This window comes from Nucisporomicrobium flavum, from assembly GCF_016464385.1.
GTDB classification, from domain to species: domain Bacteria; phylum Actinomycetota; class Actinomycetes; order Mycobacteriales; family Micromonosporaceae; genus Actinoplanes; species Actinoplanes flavus_A.
In genome coordinates this window covers 232830-251660 of the sequence record NZ_JADMLH010000008.1, presented here as the reverse complement: position 1 = coordinate 251660, position 18831 = coordinate 232830, and the positions used below count along the sequence as shown (strand labels likewise).

The following is an 18831-nucleotide window of genomic DNA, read 5'->3' as shown; positions in this document are numbered from 1 at the left end:
GAACCGACGAACGGGCGTGCCGGCGGCCGCTCAGTCCTCGGTGATCGTCAGAACCAGCGGGCCACCGGGCAGCGCGCGGCTGTCGGACCGGTCCGGCATGTCCCAGTAGCTGCTCAGGCCCGCAGCGTCGTCCAGGCCGAAGCCCACGGTGTAGCGCCCCGGCTTGATGTCCCAGGGCAGGTACACCCAGTTCGTCACTGTGCCGTCCTCGGCCTGGCTGGTGCCACCGAACGACTGGGATGCCACCTCGCCGTCGGCGTCGTACAGGTAGACGCTGATGCCGTCGACCGGTGCCGTCTGCACCGCGGCCCGGATCGTCAGGGTCGGCGACCGGTAACTCGCCTCGCTCTGCGTCAGCGTCACCGGATCGAGGCTCGCGCCGAGGACGACCGGGGCGGTGGTGCTCGGCAGGCGGTTCACGGTCAGGCCCGGGTCGGGCGCCGCGTACGCCGGGCCGTACAGCGCGACGGCGCCGCTGCCGTCGACGACCGCGATGCCCTCGACCCTGCACCGCTCGGTCTGGCGGTACATCGTGACCGCGACCGCGATACGGCCGTCCTTGACGATCGGGTCGTCGGAGGCGTAGCACCCGCCGTACTCGAAGTCGACGCGGACGGCCGAGACGCCCTTGCGCGCTCCAGTCACCGACATGGACAGGTCCGTCTTCGCGGAGTCGCGCCAGTTGTCCACCGGGTTGGGGCTGATCGTGAAGTCGTCGGCCCGCACGGCCGCGTTCGACGTCACCGTGATCGACGGCGCGGTCGGGTTCTTCGACGTCGTCTGCCCGCCGGCGTTGTTCTGCAGCACGAGCGATGCCACGCGCCAGCTACCGGCGGCCGCACCCGCGGGGAGGGTCACGCCGATCGAGCAGGGCATGTACGTACCGTCGCGGTCGCCGCCGCTGACGGAGCCGCAGCGGAATCCGGTGCTGTAGTCCTCACGCTCCCAGGTGAACGAGGTCGTGATGCTCTGGCCGCCGGGACCGGCCAGCTTGATCTTGCCCTTCCAGAACCCCGACTGTCCGTCCTGGACGGTGAAGTCGAAGGAGGCGGTGGCCGAGCGGTCACCCACGTAGAGGTACGGCTTCCGCGAACCGCCGAGGCTGATGGAGTCCACCGTCGGGCCGGAGGAGTCGATCAGCGTACGGGCGCTGAACGCGTACCCGAAGGACTGCAGCCGGGCACCGGAGACGGCAGTCGAGGCGTCGTCGGACTCCATCGTGACCTTGGTGACCTCCCAGGTCGTCGTGGCGGCGTCGGAATACCGCCGGACCGGGAGGTAGAACTGGTACGTGGACTCCTGCGGCGTACCCGAGACGTATTCGGCGTCGCTGCAGCAGGTCTGGCCGTATTCGTAGCGTGCCACCCAGTCGTGCCCGACGAGCGCGCCGGTCACGGAGCTGCGCATGCGCATCGTCACGGTGCCGTGCACGGAGTCGGCGGCGGGGTCCGAGTTCGTGACCGTCCAGGTCAGCTTGTTGGCGGCGTAGTCCGTGGTGACGTCCACAGAGGACTGTTCCCACGTCAGGGCGGACAGGGCGAGCTGGGGAGCCGCCGCCTGGGCGACCGCGGATCCGGCAACCGTGGCGGCCGCCGCCAGGGCGAGCGTCAGTGCCCCGCGGAGCAGTGCGCGGGGAGCGCGAAGAAACATGAACGCTTTTTACCATCGCGCCGCATTTCCGGCTGCCCCGTTCCGGTCACCTCAGCCGATGGTCAGGAAGACGTTGTCGATCTGGCCCGCGTACTGGTCGTTGCCGTGGTTGGGGCCCTTGCCGCCGACCCGCAACGGCTCGGCGTTGGCGATCGACAGCGTCGCCGGCACCGGTACGGACGCCCGCTCGACGCCGTCGATGCTGATGGCCAGGCGATTGCCCGTACGGCTGCAGAGCACGTCATGCCAGTTGCCGTCGGCCACGTCGACCGGCGGCTCGGCCCGGTAGATGCGCGTACGGCCGGCGATGACGCAGCTGGGGTGCCCCTCGCGGTGATCGACCTGCAGCTTGAACTGGCTGACGCCGCCGACCGAGTAGCCCTTCTGCACCACGTTCGCGCCATCCGCCAGGTCACGGTGGGTCATGAGGATCGAGGCGCCGTACTGCATGGGCCGGGTGCCCGGGTTGAGGCTGTCGTCGCGCGTGCCCTCGAGGATCGCGCGGGGGCAGTCGCGCTCGCGGGGCAGCGTGCACCGGGCTGGGTACCGGACCGCGAGACCCGCGCCCTGGGGTACGAGCTCCAGCGAGCCGCCGTTCTGACCGAGGGCGCGCAGTTCGAAGCCGCCGTGGACATCCGTGATCGGCTCGGTCACGCCACCGTCGAACGTGTAGCGGACGGTCACGGGCGCCGCCGCGACGCCGATTCGACCCGGGTCGGGTGGCGTCTCGAGGCCGGAGCCGGCCACGGGCAGCGCGCCGGCCGACGCTCGCGGCAGCACGAGCGGGGTGAGCCGGGGGGCGGCGTCGCTGCGCTGGGCGAAGTGAGCGGCGGCCAGGAGGCCGGCACCGAGGACAGCGGTGGCCGCCAGCGCGCCGACGGGGGTGAACCAGGACCGGCGGGTGTCGAACATGCGGCTATTGTCCAAAACCGGGCGTTGACTTGTTAACTACAAACTCCGAGACGGCGCAAAAATGGGCTAAAGCACCCGAATGAGGTCGGCCAAACGGCCACGCGCGCCTCGGCGACGCGGCGCAGGCACGGGCGGGGCGCAGACGCGGGGGCGCGGCGGGGTCGCGGCGGAGGCCGGAGGGCCGCCGCGCTAGCTCGCCGGCCGGCCGGCCGGCTCGCCCACGACCGCGTGCAGCACGTCGTCCAGCGCGATCACCCCCAGCGGCCGCCTGCCCTCGCTCACCAGCACGATGTGCCGCCGGTCGCGGCGCATGGTCAGGAGGAGGTCGGCGAGGTTGCGGTCCGGCGGGACCACCGCGAGCGGGCGGATGATCTCCGCCGGGATCGGGAGGCGGCGCTGCGGGCCTTCGTAACCCAGGACGTCCTTGACGTGTACGAAGCCCAGCACGCGCCGGGATTCACGCTGCACGACCGGGAACCGGGAGCGTCCGCTGCGCGTGGACAGCGCCTCGATGGTGGCCGGGGACGCGTCGTCCGCCACCGTCGTCACGCCCGACCAGGGGCGCAGGGTGTCCGCCGCGGTCCGCTCGTTGAGGCCCAGCGCGGCGTGGATGCGTTCGTACTGTTCCGTGCCGAGCAGGCCTTCCGAGCGGGCCTGGGTGACCATCCCGGCGAGTTCCTCGGCCGTGAACACGGTCTTCACCGCGTCCGTCGCCTCGACCTTCCACAGGCTGAGGACCGTACGCGCCGCCCAGCGCATCGCCGTCAGGATCGGGCGGGTCGCCGTGCAGAAGGCCAGCATGAACGGGCCGAGGATGAGCGCGGACCGCTCGGGGCCGGCCAGCGTGATGTTCTTCGGCACCATCTCGCCGACCACCGTGTGCAGGAAGACCACAATGCCCAGCGCGACCACCAGGGCGACCGGGTGGACCGCGCCCTCGGGCAGGTGGGCCGCCGCGAACGGGCCCTCGAGCAGGTGGGCCACCGCGGGTTCGGCGATCGCGCCGAGGCCGAGCGAGCAGATCGTGATGCCCAGCTGGGCCCCGGCGATCATGAGCGGGATCTGGTTCATTGCGGACAGCGCCCAGCGGGCCGGGCGGGAGGTCGCGGCGAGCGGTTCGAGGGCCGTACGCCGCGACGCGATCAGCGCGAACTCGCCGCCGACGAACAGCGCATTGCCCAGCAGCAGTGCCACTGTCACGAAGAGCTCAGTCATCGGCCGGCTCCGGGGCCACGACGCGTACCTGTTCGACGCGGTGCCGGTCGACCTCCATGACGGTGAACTCCCAGCCGTCCTCCTCGAGCGACTCGCCCGGCACCGGGATGTGGCCAAGGCGGGCGAGCAGGAAGCCGGCGAGCGTCTCGTACGGGCCCTCGGGCAGCCGGAAGCCGGTCTGTTCCACCACCTCGTCCTCGCGCAGCAGCCCGTCGACCAGGAACGTCCGGCCGCCGTCCGGCGCGGTCAGCTCCTCGCTGGCGGCCTCGGTGACGTCCAGGTCGTACTCGTCGGCGATCTCACCGACCAGCTCCTCGATGAGGTCCTCGACGGTGACGACGCCGTCCGTGCCGCCGTACTCGTCGACCACGATGGCCAGGTCGGCGTCCGCCTCGCGCAGGGCGGCGAGGACCTTGTCGAGGCCCAGGCTCTCCGGGACGTAGATCGGTTCACGGGCCACGGCCGACACCGGCGTGGAGGCTCGGCGGTCCGGTGGCACGCCGAGCGCATCCGGCACCCCGACCACCCCCATCACGAGGTCGAGCGTCGACTCGTACACGGGGAAGCGGGTGTGTCCGGTCTCCCGCGCGACCTTGATCAGGTCCGCGACGCTCGCGGTGGTCTTCAGGCCGACCACGTCGACGCGCGGGGTCATCGCCTTGGCCGCGCGTTTCTCGCCGAAGCGGATCGTGCGGCGCAGCAGCGTCGCCGTCTCGGCCGGCAGCGCTCCCGCCCGGGCGCTGATCGCGGCGAGCAGGCCCAGCTCCTCAGGGGAGCGGGCGCTGGCGAGCTCCTCCTGCGGTTCGATCCCGAGGCGGCGGACCAGCCAGTTGGCGGAGCCGTTCAGCGCGCCGATGAGCCAGCCGAACAGCTTCGAGAAGGTCCGCAGCGGGGCCGCGGTCGCGAGGGCGACCCGCATCGGGCGGGCCAGGGCCGCGTTCTTGGGTACGAGCTCACCGAAGAGCATCGACAGGACGGTGGCGAGCACGAGCGCGAGCAGATGCGTGATCGTGTCGGTGCTCCCGCCGGCGACGTGCTCGATCATCGGCGTGAACAGCCGGGACAGCGCGGGCTCGGCCAGGTAGCCGGTCAGCAGCGTGGTCAGCGTGATGCCGAGCTGCGTACCCGAGAGCTGGAAGGACAGCTCGTGCAGCGCGTGCCGCACCGTCCGGGCCCGGCGGTCGCCGCCGTCGGCCCGCTTGTCGATCTCGACCCGGTCGACGGTGACCAGCCCGAACTCGGCCGCCACGAAGAAGGCGTTGCCCGCCGTCAGCAGCGCGAAAGCCACCAGCGGGAGCACCGCGGTCAGGAGCAGGCCGGCCATGATCGGTTCACCTCGGCCCTCATTGTGCCGGAACCGGGCATCGGGCACATGCACGCGGTGGCTCGTGCGCGCACCGTTTACCTTCGTGGCATGAACCTGGCCGAGGAGTTCGCATTGCTGGCGTACCGCGACGACGGGTCGAAGGACACCGACGGTACGAGCCTCGACAACGGCCTCGGCGGGGCGCTGCTGCTGGAGCTGGCCCTCGCCGAGCGCGTCGACGTGGTGGACAAGAAGGTCGTCGTCATCGACCCGAGCCCCACCGGCGATGCCCAGGTCGACGAGGCGCTGGCCCGGATCGCCGCCGACGAGCAGGGCCGCAAGCCCGGCTACTGGGTGGCGAAGCTCGCCAAGGACGCCCGCGGCCGGACGTTGGACCGGCTCGTCGAGGCGGAGGTGCTCACCCGCGAGGAGAGCAAGGTGCTGCGGTTCTTCCCGCGTACCCGCTATCCCGCCCGGGACGGCGTGGAGCCGGCGGAGGAGTCGGAGGCCCGGCAGCGGCTGCTCGCGGCCGTGTCGGGTCAGGGGCCGGTGGAGCCGCGTACGGCGGCCCTGTGCGCCCTGGTGACAGCGACCAGCCTGGACCGCAAGGTCTTCGCCGGCCTGGACCGCAAGCAGGTCAAGGCCCGGCTGAAGGAGATCTCCGCGGGCGCCTGGGCCGCGGCGGCCGTCAAGAAGACGATCGACGAGATCCAGTCCGCGGTGGTGGTGGTCGCGGTCGCCGCGGCGGCCGCGTCCTAGGCGGGCGCCTTGTCGCCCTTGATGCTGCGCAGCAGGACGCTGGCCACGTCGATGACCTCGACGTTCTCCTGCTCGCCCTTGCCGGTGACGCCGTCGCCGATCATCGTGTAGCAGAACGGGCAGCCGACCGCGATGGTCTTCGCGCCGGTCGCGAGGGCCTCCTCGGTGCGCTCCACGTTGATCCGCTTGCCGATCTTCTCCTCCATCCACATGCGGGCGCCGCCGGCGCCGCAGCAGAAGGAACGTTCGGAGTTGCGGGGCATCTCGATGAGGTTGGCCGCCTCGCCGAGGACCTCGCGGGGCGCCTCGAAGACGCGGTTGTGCCGGCCCAGGTAGCAGGGGTCGTGGTAGGTGACGTCACCCTCGATCGGCTGGACCGGGGTGAGCTTGCCCTGCTTCACCAGGTGGGCGAGCAGCTGGGTGTGGTGCACGACCTCGACCTTGAGGCCCAGCTGCTCGTACTCGTTGCCGAGCGTGTTGAAGCAGTGCGGGCAGGTGGCGACGATCTTCTTGACGTTCGCCTCGGTCAGCGTCTCGACGTTCTGCTGCGCGAGCATCTGGAAGACGAACTCGTTGCCGATGCGCCGGGCCGGGTCGCCGGTGCAGGTCTCACCCTCGCCGAGGATCGCGAAGTCGACGCCGGCCTCGTGCAGCAGCGTGGCGACCGCGCGGGTGGTCTTCTTCGCCCGGTCCTCGAACGCGCCGGCGCAGCCGACCCAGAACAGGTACTCGAAGTCGTCCTCGCCGACCCGCTTGATCTCGAAGTCGAGGCCCTTGGTCCAGTCCTCGCGGGTGTTCTGCGGCGCGCCCCAGGGGTTGCCCTTGTTCTCGAGGTTGCGCAGCATCACGCCCGCCTCGGCGGGGAAGCTCGACTCGATGAGCACCTGGTAGCGGCGCATGTCGACGATGTGGTCGACGTGCTCGATGTCGACCGGGCACTGCTCGACGCAGGCGCCGCAGGTGGTGCAGCTCCACAGCACGTCCGGGTCGATGACGCCGTTCTCCGCCTCGGTGCCGATCAGCGGCCGGTCGGCCTCCGCGAGCGCCAGCACGTCGACGCCCTTCAGCTGCTCCTCGGTCGCCTTCTCCTCGCCGGTCAGGTCCTTGCCACCGCCGGCCAGCAGGTACGGCGCCTTCGCGTACGCGTGGTCACGCAGCGACAGCACGAGCAGCTTGGGCGACAGCGGCTTCGCCGTGTTCCAGGCCGGGCACTGCGACTGGCAGCGGCCGCACTCCGTACAGGTGGAGAAGTCCAGCAGGCCCTTCCAGGTGAACTGCTCGACCTGGGCGACGCCGAACTGGTCCTTCTCCGGATCGGCCTCCTCGAAGTCCAGCGGCTTGCCGTCGCTCATCATCGGCCGCAGCGGGCCCAGGCCGGAGCCGGCCGGCTTCTCCGGGTTGCGCTTGAAGAAGATGTTGAAGAAGGCCAGGAAGCGGTGCCAGGCCACGCCCATCGTCACGTTCAGCGCGATGGTGATCAGCCACGCCATCGAGATGAGCAGCTTGACCAGCGCGACCCAGGTCGGGCCGTCCTCGGCCGCCGGCAGCAGCGCGCCGACGCCGTGGCTGACCGGGGTGGCCCAGGCCGGGAACTCGAAGGTGTCGTTGGCGACCTTGAACCCGCGGATCAGGAAACCGCAGACCAGCACGCCGAGGATGACGGCCTCGACGAAGTAGCCCTGCCACATCGTCGAGCCCAGGAACCGGCTGCGCTTGGCCCGCCGGTCGCGCTGCCGCCGGTAGATCAGGTACAGGATGCCGAGCAGGCCGAGCACGGCGACCCACTCGGTGACCAGGCCGTACACGGTCCAGTGGCCGACGATCGGCAGGCCGCCGGTGGGGTCGACGACCTCGAAGTACGCCTCCACCACCAGCAGGAACAGGATCATGAAGGAGACCATCACGAACCAGTGGGCGGCGCCGACGGTGCTCCACTTCAGCATGCGGGTGTGCCCGAGCGTCTCGACCAGCATGGTCCGGGTCCGGGGGCCCTTGTCCGTGAAGCGCTCCGGCGCCGGCTGGCCCTGCCGGATCACCGCGGTCATCGTCATGACGGCACGCACCGCGAGGACGACCGCTACGAGCGTGACGGCGCCCGCCAGGACGGTGGCGACGATCTGCGCGATGCCCATCTGCGTTGTGCCTCCTCGGTCGGGTGGCGACCATGTTACCCACGAGTAATCAGTGTGCGCGCCGCAGATCGCGGTTGGGTTCGTCTCAGCGACGACCGGGCCCGATCAGCCGAAAGCGCACCCCGCGGCCGGGAGGCCGGCAGGGTGCGCGGTCGCGGATCAGACTTTACGGCCGGTTGCGCCCACGGGCATCGGTTACGGCCGCGAGCAGCGCAGAAGGGTACGGCGACGCACCGCCACCGCCTCGAGGGCGACGACGGCCGACGGGCGTGCGGTCGTCAGCGCCAGCGCGACAGGATCGCCAGCGAGGCGACCATGCAGCCGAAGCCGACGAGCAGGTTCCAGTAGTGCCACGCCTCGACCGGGTACTGCTGCTCGGAGAGGTAGTACACGACCAGCCAGGCGATGCCGAAGACGATCAAGAAGACCGCCGTGGCGGGCAGCCACACCGGACTCGGCTTCTTGGACGCGGCCGTCGCTGCCGGACGGATGTCCGTCGGCGGCGTGTAGACCTTCTTCTTGCGAACCTGTGACTTCGGCACGGCGCTCTCCTGAGGGCAACAAGTGGTGAACAACCCACCCCTGAGCGGCTCCGGGGACACCGAAAGCTGCCCGTGGCGAATACTGTTCGATAGCTAGCGTAGTCAAGGCGGCGCGCGCACAGGCACCCGCCGGTGGGTTTTTCGGACATCCCGGGGAGGAAGACCGACGTGGAGTACACCACGGGGACGCCCTCGTGGCGACTTGTCATGCGCCGGGCCCTCGGCGGACTCCGCCCCCGGCGCCGCGGACAACGGCAACGGGGCTGGTCGGTGGGCGTACCGCTGATCGCACTGGCCGCCGGACTCCTCTTCACCACCTCGGCCACCACGGCCGACGGCACGGCGCTGCGCGACGACCGGCGCCCGCAGCTGGCCCAGCTGATTGCCGACAAGCGCACGCGCCTCGAGCAGCGGGAGAAGCAGGCCGCGGGACTGCGTACGACCGTCGACCAGGACGCCGCGCGCCTCGCCGACGTGGACACTCCGGTCAAAGAGGCCCGGCAACGGGCGGATGCGATGCGCGAGCCGGCCGGCTTCACCGCGCTGCACGGGCCGGGCCTCACCGTCACCCTCAACGACTCGTCGCGGCGGCCCACCGACACCGGCGGCGACGTCCCCCAGAACGATGATCTCGTCGTCCACCAGGGTGACGTCCAGGCGGTCGTGAACGCCCTCTGGGCTGGTGGGGCCGAGGCAATGTCGATCATGGATGTCCGCGTCATTTCGACCAGCGCGGTACGCTGTGTCGGCAATACGCTGCTGTTGCACGGCCAGGTCTTCTCGCCGCCATTCAAGATCACGGCGATTGGCGAACCCACAGGGATGCACCGAGCGTTGGAGTCCGCAGAGGGAGTCCAGCAATTCCGGGCAGCGGTCGCCGACTTCGGCCTCGGCTACACGGAAACCGTCGAGAGGAACGTGACTGTGCGGGCGTACGACGGGTCGAGTGACCTCCGATCCGCCGAGGTCACGAAGTAATGGCAGCCCCGGAGACGCCCAACTCGGGCCGGCACCGCGCACCCGACACCGACGCGCAGACCGCTTTCATCCCGCGCGTCACGGACGCCACGCCGGGCGGGGTGCCGGGCGGGCCGCTCGAGCCCCCGGTCGGGCTGGGGAACCCGGCCTGGCCGTCGGCCACCGGCGCCGCGGTCCCCGCCCCGCCCTCGGCGAGGCCCGTGACGCCTCCCGTCCCGGCTCAGCCTCCTGTCGCGTCCCCGCCATCTGCTGCTGCGGCGGTTCCACTTCAGCCCTCGCCGCCGGCCGGCCCTCTTCAGCCCACCCCGCCGGTCGGCGGGGCGCAGCCGGTGCGAGGGCCGGTGCCTGCGGGCCCGGCAGTGCCACCGCAGCCAACGGTGCCCTCCGTCGGCGCGTCGGTGCCGACCGGTGAGGCCGCGGGGGTCGACCCGCTCGTGGCCCGCGCCGCCGCTGCTGCCCGGGCGCGCTCGGATGCCGCCCCGGCAGGCCCCGGTGTGACGCCCGGCAGGCCCGGGACCTTCGACTTCTTCGCGCCGGCCGGCGGGAGCTCCGCCGCACCGGGGAGCACCGGGACCGACAGCCCTGCCATCCCGCAGAGTCCGGCCACGCCGCAGACCCCGGGCAGCATCCCGGCCGACGGACCGGCCGTCCCGCGAAGCCCGGTCATCCCGCGAAGCCCGGTCATCCCGCGAAGCGCGGCCACTCCGCAAGATCCGGCAATTCCGCGAAGCGCGGCCACCCCGGCCACCCCGGTCACTCCGCCGAATCCGGTGGTCCCGCAGAGCGCGGGCAGCGTTCCGGGGCCGACCGCCGGCAGTCCAGCCGGCCGGCAGCAGGGCACCGGCGGCTACGACACCCTGAACGAGGACGACCGGTGGCGCGGTGAGCGTCGCCGGGCGGCCGAGGGCGGCACCGGGTGGCAGAGCGGCACGGGTTCGACCAGTACCGGGTGGGATCACTCCGAGACCGGCGCCTGGATGAACAGCGCGGCCGGGAGCGCCTGGGAGGAGCTGGTCGAGCCGCAGACCGCCGAGGAGCCGTCGCGGGGCCGGTGGGGACGCCGGGACGAGCGGCAGGCCGCGGAGGCATCGCCACGGGGCAGGTGGGCACGCCGGGACGAGCCGGTGGCCGCCGAGCCGGTGGCTGCGGACATCGCGCGCCGGCCGGGCCCGGAGGCGGGCGGGAACGATCCTTCCGCCACGGCTGTCATCCGTACCGCCGATGCGCCGACCGGTTTGCTGCCCGCCGTACGGAAGAAGACCCCGCCGCAGGCGCCGGCCAAGCCGGCGCGGCCCCGCGGCAAGGAGGACGGCGTGGTCGGTGCGGCCTCGGTGGCCGCTGCCGCGGCGGCGGCCGAGCGGGAGCCGGATGTCGAGCCGGCCGAGGAGCCGAAGCCGAAGCGCGGCGAGAAGGTCGTCAAGCTGCGGCCCGAGCAGACCGGCGAGGGCTACAAGAGCGTGTATTCCGAGTTGACCCGCCCGACGCTGGGCTCGCGGATCCGCACGGGCGTCCGGGTGTCCGGCGAACTGATGATCACGTTCGGGCTGATCATCCTGCTGTTCGCCGGGTACGAGGTGTTCGGCAACTCCGCGAAGGTGCAGGACGAGCAGGACACCCTGGCCGACCAGCTCGACCAGGAGTGGAACGACCCGACCGTCGCGCCCAGCGCCGGGCCGACGAAGGCCGCTCCCGCCGCGCCCGGCAAGAACCTCGTCGGGCGGCTGTACATCCCGAAGCTCGGCATGGAATGGGTCGTGGTCAACGGCGTACGGCCGCAGGACATCCGGTACGCGCCGGGGCACTACCCGGACACCGCCCAGCCCGGCAAGGTCGGCAACTTCTCGGTCGCCGGCCACCGCATCCGCAAGATCTTCTGGCGGCTGGACGAGCTGAAGCCCGGTGACGTGATCGGCGTGGAGACGCGCTCGAGCTGGTACGTCTACAAGGTCAGCTCGAGCGAGGTGGTACGGCCGTCGCAGGTCGAGGTCGTCGCGCCCGTACCCGGCCAGCCCGGCAAGAAGCCCACGAAGGCGATGCTGACGCTGACCACCTGCAACCCGAAGTTCAACAACTACCAGCGGCTCATCGTGCACGCCGAGCTGGTGGACACGCTCAAGCGGGACCCGAAGCTGCCCGACGCGGGCCGGCCCGCAGAGATCCAGAAGGCGTAGGGAGGGCCCGTGTACGCGTGGATCTGGCGCAAACTGCCCTTCGGCCTGTGGGGCAAGCTGACGGGCTCGCTGGTGCTGGCCGTGACGGTCGGCGCGCTGCTCTGGTACGTGGTGTTCCCGTGGGCGACGCCCCTGCTGCCCTTCGACGACGTGCAGGTCGGCACCGGCACCGAGCAGAGCGGCCCGGCGCAGCAGAACCCGGACGCCGTGGTGCCCGGCGGCGACGACGCGCAGCTGGGACCGGACGAGATCCCGTACAACGAACACACGAACGAACCCGAACCCTCCACGAGCACCAGGTGATCCCCGTGCGCATCCTCGTGATCGACAACTACGACTCGTTCGTCTTCAACCTCGTGCAGTACCTGGGCCAGCTCGGCGCCGAATGCGAGGTGCGGCGCAACGACGAGATCTCGGTCGCCGAGGTCGGCGGCTTCGGCGCCGCGGGGGTCCTGCTCTCCCCCGGACCGGGTACGCCCGAACGCGCCGGCATCACGATGGACGTCATCTCCGCGTACGCCGGAAAGCTTCCGATGTTCGGGGTCTGCCTCGGCCATCAGGCGATCGGGGCGGCGTTCGGCGCGACGGTCACCCGGGCCCCCGAGCTGCTGCACGGCAAGACCTCGTCGGTGCAGCACAAGGGCGCGGGCGTGCTGGCCGGCCTGCCCGACCCGTTCACCGCCACCCGCTACCACTCGCTGGCGGTCGTCCCGGAGACGCTGCCGGACGAGATCGAGGTGACCGGCTGGACGGAGTCCGGCGTGGTGATGGCGATGCGGCACCGCACGCTGCCGATCGAGGGCGTGCAGTTCCACCCGGAGTCGGTGCTGACCGAGGGCGGCCACACCATGCTGGCGAACTGGCTGGCGTCGTGCGGGCTGCCGTCGGCGCTGGAGCGGGCCCCCGAGCTCGCCGCCGAGGTGGAGTCCCGCCGCCGGTCGGCGTTCGCCACCGCCTGACGGCCCCACGACCAAAGCCCGGGCTCCCGATGGGGAGGCCCGGGCTTTTCGCTGCCGTGGGTGCTAGTTGCCGAAGATGCCGCCGACGCCCGTGCCGGTACCGGTGCCGTCGTTCTCGCCGCCACCGGTGCCGTCGGGCGGGGTGGAGCCGTCCGGGTCCGGGGTGCTCGGGTCGGGCGTCGGCTGGGCGATCACCGTCAGCGTGATCCGGGTCGACACGCTCCGCTTCTGCTTCCCGCCCGGGGTCTGCTCGATCACCGTGCCGGGCGTTCCCTCCTGCGGGGACTCCTGCACCTGGATGTTGGTGAAGCCGCGGTCCTCGAGCCGGGCCTTGGCGACCTCGAGGCTCTGCCCGGTGACGTCCGGAATCTCCTTCAGGTTGCCCCGCGAGACCTTCACCGTGATCTTGCTGCCGGGCGCGACCTGCTCACCCTCGCTCTCGACGTCGAGCACCTCGCCCTCGCGCGCCTCGTTGTCGACGCGGTCGATGACCGGGACCAGGCCGCGGGCCTGGAGCGCCTGCCGGGCCGCCTCCTCCGTGCCGCCCCTGAGGCCGGTCGGTACGGGCACCTTCGACGGGCTCTTGCACATGGTGATCGTGATCGTCGTGCTCACCGGCTGCGTGGAGTTGGCCGCGGGGGACTGACTCTCCACCTTGTTCTCGCAGTCGGACGTCTCCTTCGGTGTGCCCGAAGCGATGTTGGTGAAGCCGGCCTGCTGCAGCCGGGTCCGGGCGTCGTCCTCCGAATACCCGGTGACCTTCGGGACCGTGGCCTGGGCCGGCGGCTCGTCCTTCTCGCCGTCCTTGTTGGCCAGCACCAGGCCGATGCCGAGCGCCACCACGGCCAGCACGCCGAGAGCGGCCAGGACCGCCATCACCCACGACGACGTCTTGCGCTCCGGCGGCTGCGGACCGCGCGGGCCGGCGGCCGCCGCCGGGATCGCGCGGGTCGTCGCGGTGGGCGCCTGGCGCATCGGGCCGGTCATCGCCATCGTCTCGGCCTCGGTCATCACCGGGGTCGCCATGACGGGACGGCCCGCTACCGCGCGCAGGGCGTCGGCGCGCATCTCCTGCGCGCTCTGGTAGCGGTTGAGCGGGTTCTTCGCCAGCGCCTTGAGGACGATCGCGTCGACGTCCGGCGGCACGTCCCGGTTGATGTCGCTCGGTGCCTTGGGGTCCTCGCGGACGTGCTGGTACGCCACGCTGACCGGGCTGTCGCCGACGAAGGGCGGGTGGCCGACGAGGAGTTCGAAGAGGACACAGCCAGCCGCGTACACGTCGGAGCGGGCGTCGACCGACTCGCCGCGGGCCTGCTCCGGGGAGAGGTACTGGGCCGTACCGATGACCGCGCTGGTCTGCGTCATCGTGGTGGCACCGCTGGCCAGGGCCCGGGCGATGCCGAAGTCCATGACCTTGACCTGCCCGTTCTGCGTGATCATCACGTTGCCGGGCTTGATGTCGCGGTGGATGATGCCGTGCCGGTGGCTGAACTCGAGCGCGGCGCAGATGTCGGCGATGATCTCGAGGGCGCGGCGCGGCTGCAGGCGCTGCTCGGCCGCGAGCACCTCCTTCAGGGTGCGCCCGTTGACGAACTCCATGACGATGAAGGGCTGCTTCTCACCGGCGGACGACGTCTCCTCGCCGGTGTCGTAGACGGCCACGATCGCCGGGTGGTTGAGGGCCGCGGAGTTCTGCGCCTCGCGGCGGAACCGCTCCTGGAAGGTCGCGTCGCGGGCGAGGTCGGACCGGAGCATCTTGATGGCCACGTCCCGGCCGAGCCGGAGGTCGCGCCCCCGGTGCACCTCGGCCATGCCGCCGTAACCGAGCAGCTCGCCGACCTGATACCTGCCACCCAGCAGGCGGGCCTGCGCCGTCATAACGTCTGTCGTCCTTCGGTCGCGGGGATGAGGCTGTGCGGTGCACCAGCCTGCTTCGTAAGACGGTACGACGCCGCCGCCGCGCCGTGATCGGCCGCGCCCAGCGCTGTCGTGTTCCCCTCCTTGAGCAGGAACGAGATCACGCCCGCGCAGAGCAGGACGAGCAGCGCGAGCACCACGGCCAGGACGATGAGGACCTGCCGGCCACCCGAATCCGCCGGCTTGCCGGGCGCGATCACCGGGTGCTGCATCGGCGGGGCCGACGGATGCCGGTACGGCTGCTGCAGCGGCGGCACCGAGGCGGCACCCCGCGCGCCCTGTCCACCCGACACCGGACGGGGCACGGGCGGATACGGCGGACGGGCCTGCCCACCGTTCGGGTGCCCGGGCGGGCCGGACGTCGGCGCGCCGGAGTGCGGCCGGTTGGCGACCGCGGGGCCACCGGAGTGCGGCCTGTTCGGCGCCGCGCTGCCCACCGGGCGTCCCGCGTTGCCGGCGCCGTTCACGGCCGGCTGATGCACCTGCGTGGTCAGCGACGACGCGGCCTGGCGGGCCACCGACGCCATCGCGGAGGCGGTGGGCCACCGGGCGTTCGGGTCCTTGGCCATGGCCCGCTCGACGATCGCACGCACCGAGGGCGGGATGTCGGCCGGCAGCGGGCGCGGGTTGTCGCGGACGTGCTTCATCGCGATCTCGATCGGCGTGGCGCCGTCGAACGGGCGGTGCCCGGACAGGCACTGGTACGCGACCACGCCCAGCGCGTACACATCGGAGGCAGCCGTGGCCACCGCGCCGGACGCCTGCTCGGGCGAGATGTAGGAGGCCGTACCGAGCACCGAGCCGGCCACCGTCAACTGGCCCACCAGGGCGGACCGGGCGATGCCGAAGTCGGTGAGGACCAGCGTGCCGTTCGGGCGTACCAGCAGGTTGCCGGGCTTGACGTCGCGGTGCACGATCCCGTTCGCGTGCGCGGCCTGCAGCGCGTCCGCGGCCTGCGCGACCAGCGCCATCGTGCGCGCCGGGGTGAGCCGGCCGACGCGGCTGAGGGTGCGCGAGAGCGCGTCGCCCTCCACGTACTCCATCACGAGGAACGCGAGCTGCTGGTCGCTGCCGTAGTCGTAGACGTCGACGACCCCGGGGTGGTTGATGGTGGCCATGGTCCGCGCCTCGCCACGGAACCGTTCGGCGAAGCCGGGCTCGTCCAGCAGGGCCGGGAGCAGGATCTTCACGGCGACCGTACGGCCGAGCACCTCGTCGGTGCCCCGCCACACGTCACCCATGCCGCCGCCGGCGATCCGCTCGTCCAGGCGGTACCGGCCACCGAGGGTCACCCCAGGGCTGATCATCTCAGTCCCCTCCCCCGCCGGCCGCGGCCTTCATGATGAGCCCGGAGATGCGGGCAGCCTCGGCGCTCGCGTGGCCGCCGGACACGTTCTCCAGCATGACGCACACCGCCGAGACCGGTTCACCCTTGTCGTTGAAGGCGAACCCGACGAACCACCCGTGCGGGTCGGCGCCCTCGGCGTTCTGCGCCGTACCCGTCTTGCCGCCGACCTGGAAGCCGTTGATCTGCGCGCGCCGGCCGGTGCCGTTCTCGACGACGCTGACCATCATCTCCCGCAGGTCGCCGGCCACCTGGCTGTTGATCGGGGTCCGCAGCACCTCGGGGTTGGCGTTGTAGATCGCCCGGCGGTCCGGGCTCAGCTCCTGCTTCACCAGGTACGGCCGCATCTGCCGCCCGCCGTTCGCGACGGTGGCGGCCATCAGCGCGCCCTGGACGGTGGTCATCCGGACGTCCTTCTGCCCGATCGACGACTGCGCCAGACCGGCCTGGTCGGTGCTGCCGTCCGGGTTCTGGATGTCGCCGGTGTGGCTGGGCGTGATCGGCAGGCCGCCGTCCTTCAGGTTGCCGATCGTGAGGTCTTCCTGCTCGAAGCCCCACGCCTGGGCTTCCTTCTTGACCTTGTCGCCGCCGAGCTGGACACCGAGCCGGGCGAAGCCGGTGTTGCAGCTGTCGGTCAGCGCCTCCTTCAGCGTGACGCGGGCGCCCGGGCAGGTCTCGGCCTCGGCGTTGTGGATCGGCGCGCCGGAGCCGGGCGCGACGTACTCCGAGCCGGCCTGGATCTCGGTGCTCTGGGTGAAGCCGTTCTTCAGCGCCGCCGCCGAGATGATGACCTTCATCGTGGAGCCGGGCGGGTACGTCTCCTGCGTCGCCCGGTTGAGCAGCGGCTTGTCCTTGTCGGCGTTGAGCTCCTTGTACGCCGCCGCCGCGACCTTGGGATCGTGGCTGACCAGCGGGTTCGGGTCGTAGCTCGGCATGGACACCATCGCCTGGATCGCGCCGGTGCGCGGGTCGATGGCGACCGCGGACCCCTTCTTGGCGCCGCGCTCGTTGTTCGTGAGCTGCTTCCAGGCGGTCTCCTGCGCCTTCGGGATGATCGAGAGGACGACGTTGCCGCCGCCCGGCTCGTCGCCGGTGAACATGGCGCTGATCCGGTCGGCGAACAGCTTGTCGCTGGCACCGGAGAGGAACTCGTTCTCGCTGCGCTCGATGCCCACCTCGGCGCCGCTCACCGGCTTGTAGCCGATGACGGGCGCGTACAGCTGCTTGTCCGGGTAGACCCGCAGGTATTTGAGCGTGCCGTCGGTGGCCTTGCTCTCGGCCAGCGGCTGGCCGCCCGCCTCGATGACGCCGCGGGGGATCTCGTACTCGGCGACCTGCACCCGGCCGTTGTAGTCGCTGGTGCGGTAGTCGTCGGCCTTGTACGCCTGCACCCAGTTCAGGTTGGCGAAGAGCAGCGCGAACAGCACGAGGATGACCACGCCGGCCCGGCGGAGAGGGGCGTTCACGGCTTGATCACCTCCGTCATGGCGCCGTGCAGCTGGGCGGGTGGTTGTTTCGGTCCGGCCTGGGCGGCCGGCCCGCCCGTCACCGGCCCGCGCGCCGCGTCGGAGATGCGCAACAGCATCGCGATGAGCAGCCAGTTGGCCATCAACGACGAACCACCGGCGGACAGGAACGGCGTGGTCTGACCGGTAAGCGGGATCAGGCCGGTGATGCCACCGAGGATGACGAACACCTGCAAGCCGAGCGTGAACGCCAGGCCGCCGGCGACCAGCTTGCCGAAGGAGTCGCGTACGCCCAGCGCCGCGCGCAGGCCGCGCTCCACGATGAGCAGGTAGCAGACCAGCAGGGCGGACAGGCCGAACAGGCCGATCTCCTCGCCCAGCCCGGCGAAGATGAAGTCGGTACGCACCTCGGGCACCAGCCACGGCGAGCCCGCGCCGGCACCGGACCCGAACAGCCCGCCCGTGCCGAGGCCCAGCAGCCCCTGCACGAGCTGGTAGCTGCCGCCGAACTCGCGGTTGTAGAACTTCGGCGCGAACGGGTCGAGCCACACCGAGGCGCGGTCGTAGAAGTTGGCGAACGGGCCGCCGACGGACGCGCCCAGCAGGTACGCCACGTAGACGCCGCCGAAGAACATCAGCAGACCGATGATCAGCCAGCTCGCCCGCTCGGTGGCCACGTACAGCGTCACGACGAACAGGCCGAAGTACAGCAGCGCCGTACCGAGGTCCTTCTCGAAGACGAGGACGAGCAGCGAGAGCAGCCACACCGTGACGACCGGGCCGAGGTCGCGGCCGCGCGGGAAGTCGATGCCGAGGAACCGGCGGCTCGCCAGCGACAGCACCTCCCGCTTGCGCACGAGGTAGTAGGCGAAGAAGGACACCAGCGCCAGCTTCGCGAACTCACCCGGCTGGATCGAGAAGGCGCCCAGCTTGATCCACAGGCGCGCGCCGTTGACCTCGGAGATCGAGGGCGGCAGCACCGCCGGGATCATCACCAGGACGATACCGACCAGGCCCAGCGTGTACGCGTACCGCGAGACGACCTTGTGGTCCCGGATGACCAGCAGCAGCACCGCCGCCAGGATCAGCGCGAACAGTGTCCACATCAGCTGGCGGCCGCCCGTGCCGGCGAACATGCCAGGGATCGGCTCCTTGCGGGCGATCGCCCGTTCGATGTCCATGCGCCGCAGGAAGCCCACGCCCAGGCCGTTGATCAGCGCGACAGTGGGGATCAGCACCGGGTCCGCATACGGCGCGGTGAAGCGCACGACCACGTGCAGCGCCAGGAACAGGACGCCGAGCAGGGCCGCCTGCACCCAGAAGGTCGACGTGATCTTGTCGAGCTGATTGGCCTCGGCCGTGGCGCCGAAGATCGCCACGATCGCCATCGCCAGCAGCAGGAGGACGAGCTCCGAGTTGCGTCTCGTCTTCGTGCCCGGGACACGCGGCATCTCACCCGTGGACGCGGGTGTGGGAGCC

At 71.3% G+C, this 18831-nt stretch carries 15 protein-coding genes; 5 read left to right on the top strand and 10 right to left on the bottom strand.

The genetic code is table 11. The annotated features are described in order from the left end of the window. Positions 1-30: 30 nt before the first annotated feature. From IT780_RS21015 to IT780_RS21000, 4 genes are all read right to left on the bottom strand, one after another. Positions 31-1650 (bottom strand): hypothetical protein, encoded by a 1620-nt coding sequence (locus tag IT780_RS21015; protein ID WP_199513309.1) that lies wholly within the window; start codon positions 1648-1650, stop codon positions 31-33. A gap of 51 nt (positions 1651-1701) precedes the next feature. Further along, positions 1702-2562 (bottom strand): LamG-like jellyroll fold domain-containing protein, encoded by an 861-nt coding sequence (locus IT780_RS21010; protein WP_199513308.1) that lies wholly within the window; start codon positions 2560-2562, stop codon positions 1702-1704. A 189-nt stretch (positions 2563-2751) separates the two neighbouring features. Beyond that, positions 2752-3777: a hemolysin family protein gene (locus IT780_RS21005; protein WP_199513307.1), complete on the bottom strand. Its 1026-nt coding sequence runs from the start codon at positions 3775-3777 to the stop codon at positions 2752-2754. Further along, a complete protein-coding gene (locus IT780_RS21000) occupies positions 3770-5101 on the bottom strand; it encodes a hemolysin family protein (RefSeq protein ID WP_199513306.1) in 1332 nt (443 codons plus the stop codon). The genes IT780_RS21005 and IT780_RS21000 overlap by 8 nt, the downstream gene beginning before the upstream one ends. Positions 5102-5191: 90 nt before the next feature. Between IT780_RS21000 and IT780_RS20995 the strand changes: the two genes are divergently transcribed. Further along, positions 5192-5842, top strand: coding sequence for a GOLPH3/VPS74 family protein (locus tag IT780_RS20995; RefSeq protein ID WP_199513305.1), 651 nt, complete (start codon positions 5192-5194; stop codon positions 5840-5842). On the opposite strand, the gene IT780_RS20990 is transcribed toward IT780_RS20995, so the two are convergent. Both IT780_RS20990 and IT780_RS20985 read right to left on the bottom strand, forming a co-directional pair. Next, entirely contained in the window at positions 5839-7974 is a 2136-nt protein-coding gene (locus IT780_RS20990) for a (Fe-S)-binding protein (RefSeq protein ID WP_199513304.1), read from the bottom strand. The two genes, IT780_RS20995 and IT780_RS20990, sit on opposite strands and share 4 nt — an antisense overlap. A gap of 278 nt (positions 7975-8252) precedes the next feature. Continuing rightward, positions 8253-8516, bottom strand: a complete 264-nt coding sequence (locus tag IT780_RS20985) for a cell division protein CrgA (protein ID WP_199513303.1) — start codon at positions 8514-8516, stop codon at positions 8253-8255. A 168-nt stretch (positions 8517-8684) separates the two neighbouring features. On the opposite strand from IT780_RS20985, the gene IT780_RS20980 reads away from it, so the two are divergent. The 4 genes from IT780_RS20980 to IT780_RS20965 all read left to right on the top strand — a co-directional run bounded on the left by IT780_RS20980 (position 8685) and on the right by IT780_RS20965 (position 12624). After that, positions 8685-9494: a DUF881 domain-containing protein gene (locus tag IT780_RS20980; RefSeq protein ID WP_199513302.1), complete on the top strand. Its 810-nt coding sequence runs from the start codon at positions 8685-8687 to the stop codon at positions 9492-9494. A 770-nt stretch (positions 9495-10264) separates the two neighbouring features. Beyond that, positions 10265-11665: a class E sortase gene (locus IT780_RS42745; RefSeq protein WP_307831288.1), complete on the top strand. Its 1401-nt coding sequence runs from the start codon at positions 10265-10267 to the stop codon at positions 11663-11665. Between the two features lie 9 nt (positions 11666-11674). After that, positions 11675-11968 (top strand): hypothetical protein, encoded by a 294-nt coding sequence (locus IT780_RS20970; RefSeq protein WP_199513301.1) that lies wholly within the window; start codon positions 11675-11677, stop codon positions 11966-11968. 5 nt (positions 11969-11973) lie between these two features. After that, entirely contained in the window at positions 11974-12624 is a 651-nt protein-coding gene (locus IT780_RS20965) for an aminodeoxychorismate/anthranilate synthase component II (RefSeq protein WP_199513300.1), read from the top strand. A gap of 63 nt (positions 12625-12687) precedes the next feature. Here the strand turns inward: IT780_RS20965 and pknB are convergent, their stop codons facing one another. The 4 genes from pknB to IT780_RS20945 are packed head-to-tail and all read right to left on the bottom strand — an operon-like array spanning position 12688 to position 18803. After that, positions 12688-14502 carry a Stk1 family PASTA domain-containing Ser/Thr kinase gene (gene pknB, locus IT780_RS20960; protein WP_199513299.1) on the bottom strand — a complete coding sequence of 605 codons (1815 nt, stop codon included), beginning with the start codon at positions 14500-14502 and terminating at the stop codon, positions 12688-12690. Continuing rightward, entirely contained in the window at positions 14499-15848 is a 1350-nt protein-coding gene (locus IT780_RS20955; RefSeq protein WP_199513298.1) for a serine/threonine-protein kinase, read from the bottom strand. Before IT780_RS20955 ends, pknB begins: the two co-directional genes overlap by 4 nt. 1 nt (position 15849) lies before the next feature. Then, positions 15850-17352: a peptidoglycan D,D-transpeptidase FtsI family protein gene (locus IT780_RS20950; protein WP_199513297.1), complete on the bottom strand. Its 1503-nt coding sequence runs from the start codon at positions 17350-17352 to the stop codon at positions 15850-15852. Continuing rightward, a complete protein-coding gene (locus IT780_RS20945) occupies positions 17349-18803 on the bottom strand; it encodes an FtsW/RodA/SpoVE family cell cycle protein (RefSeq protein ID WP_199513296.1) in 1455 nt (484 codons plus the stop codon). Before IT780_RS20945 ends, IT780_RS20950 begins: the two co-directional genes overlap by 4 nt. Positions 18804-18831: the final 28 nt, after the last annotated feature.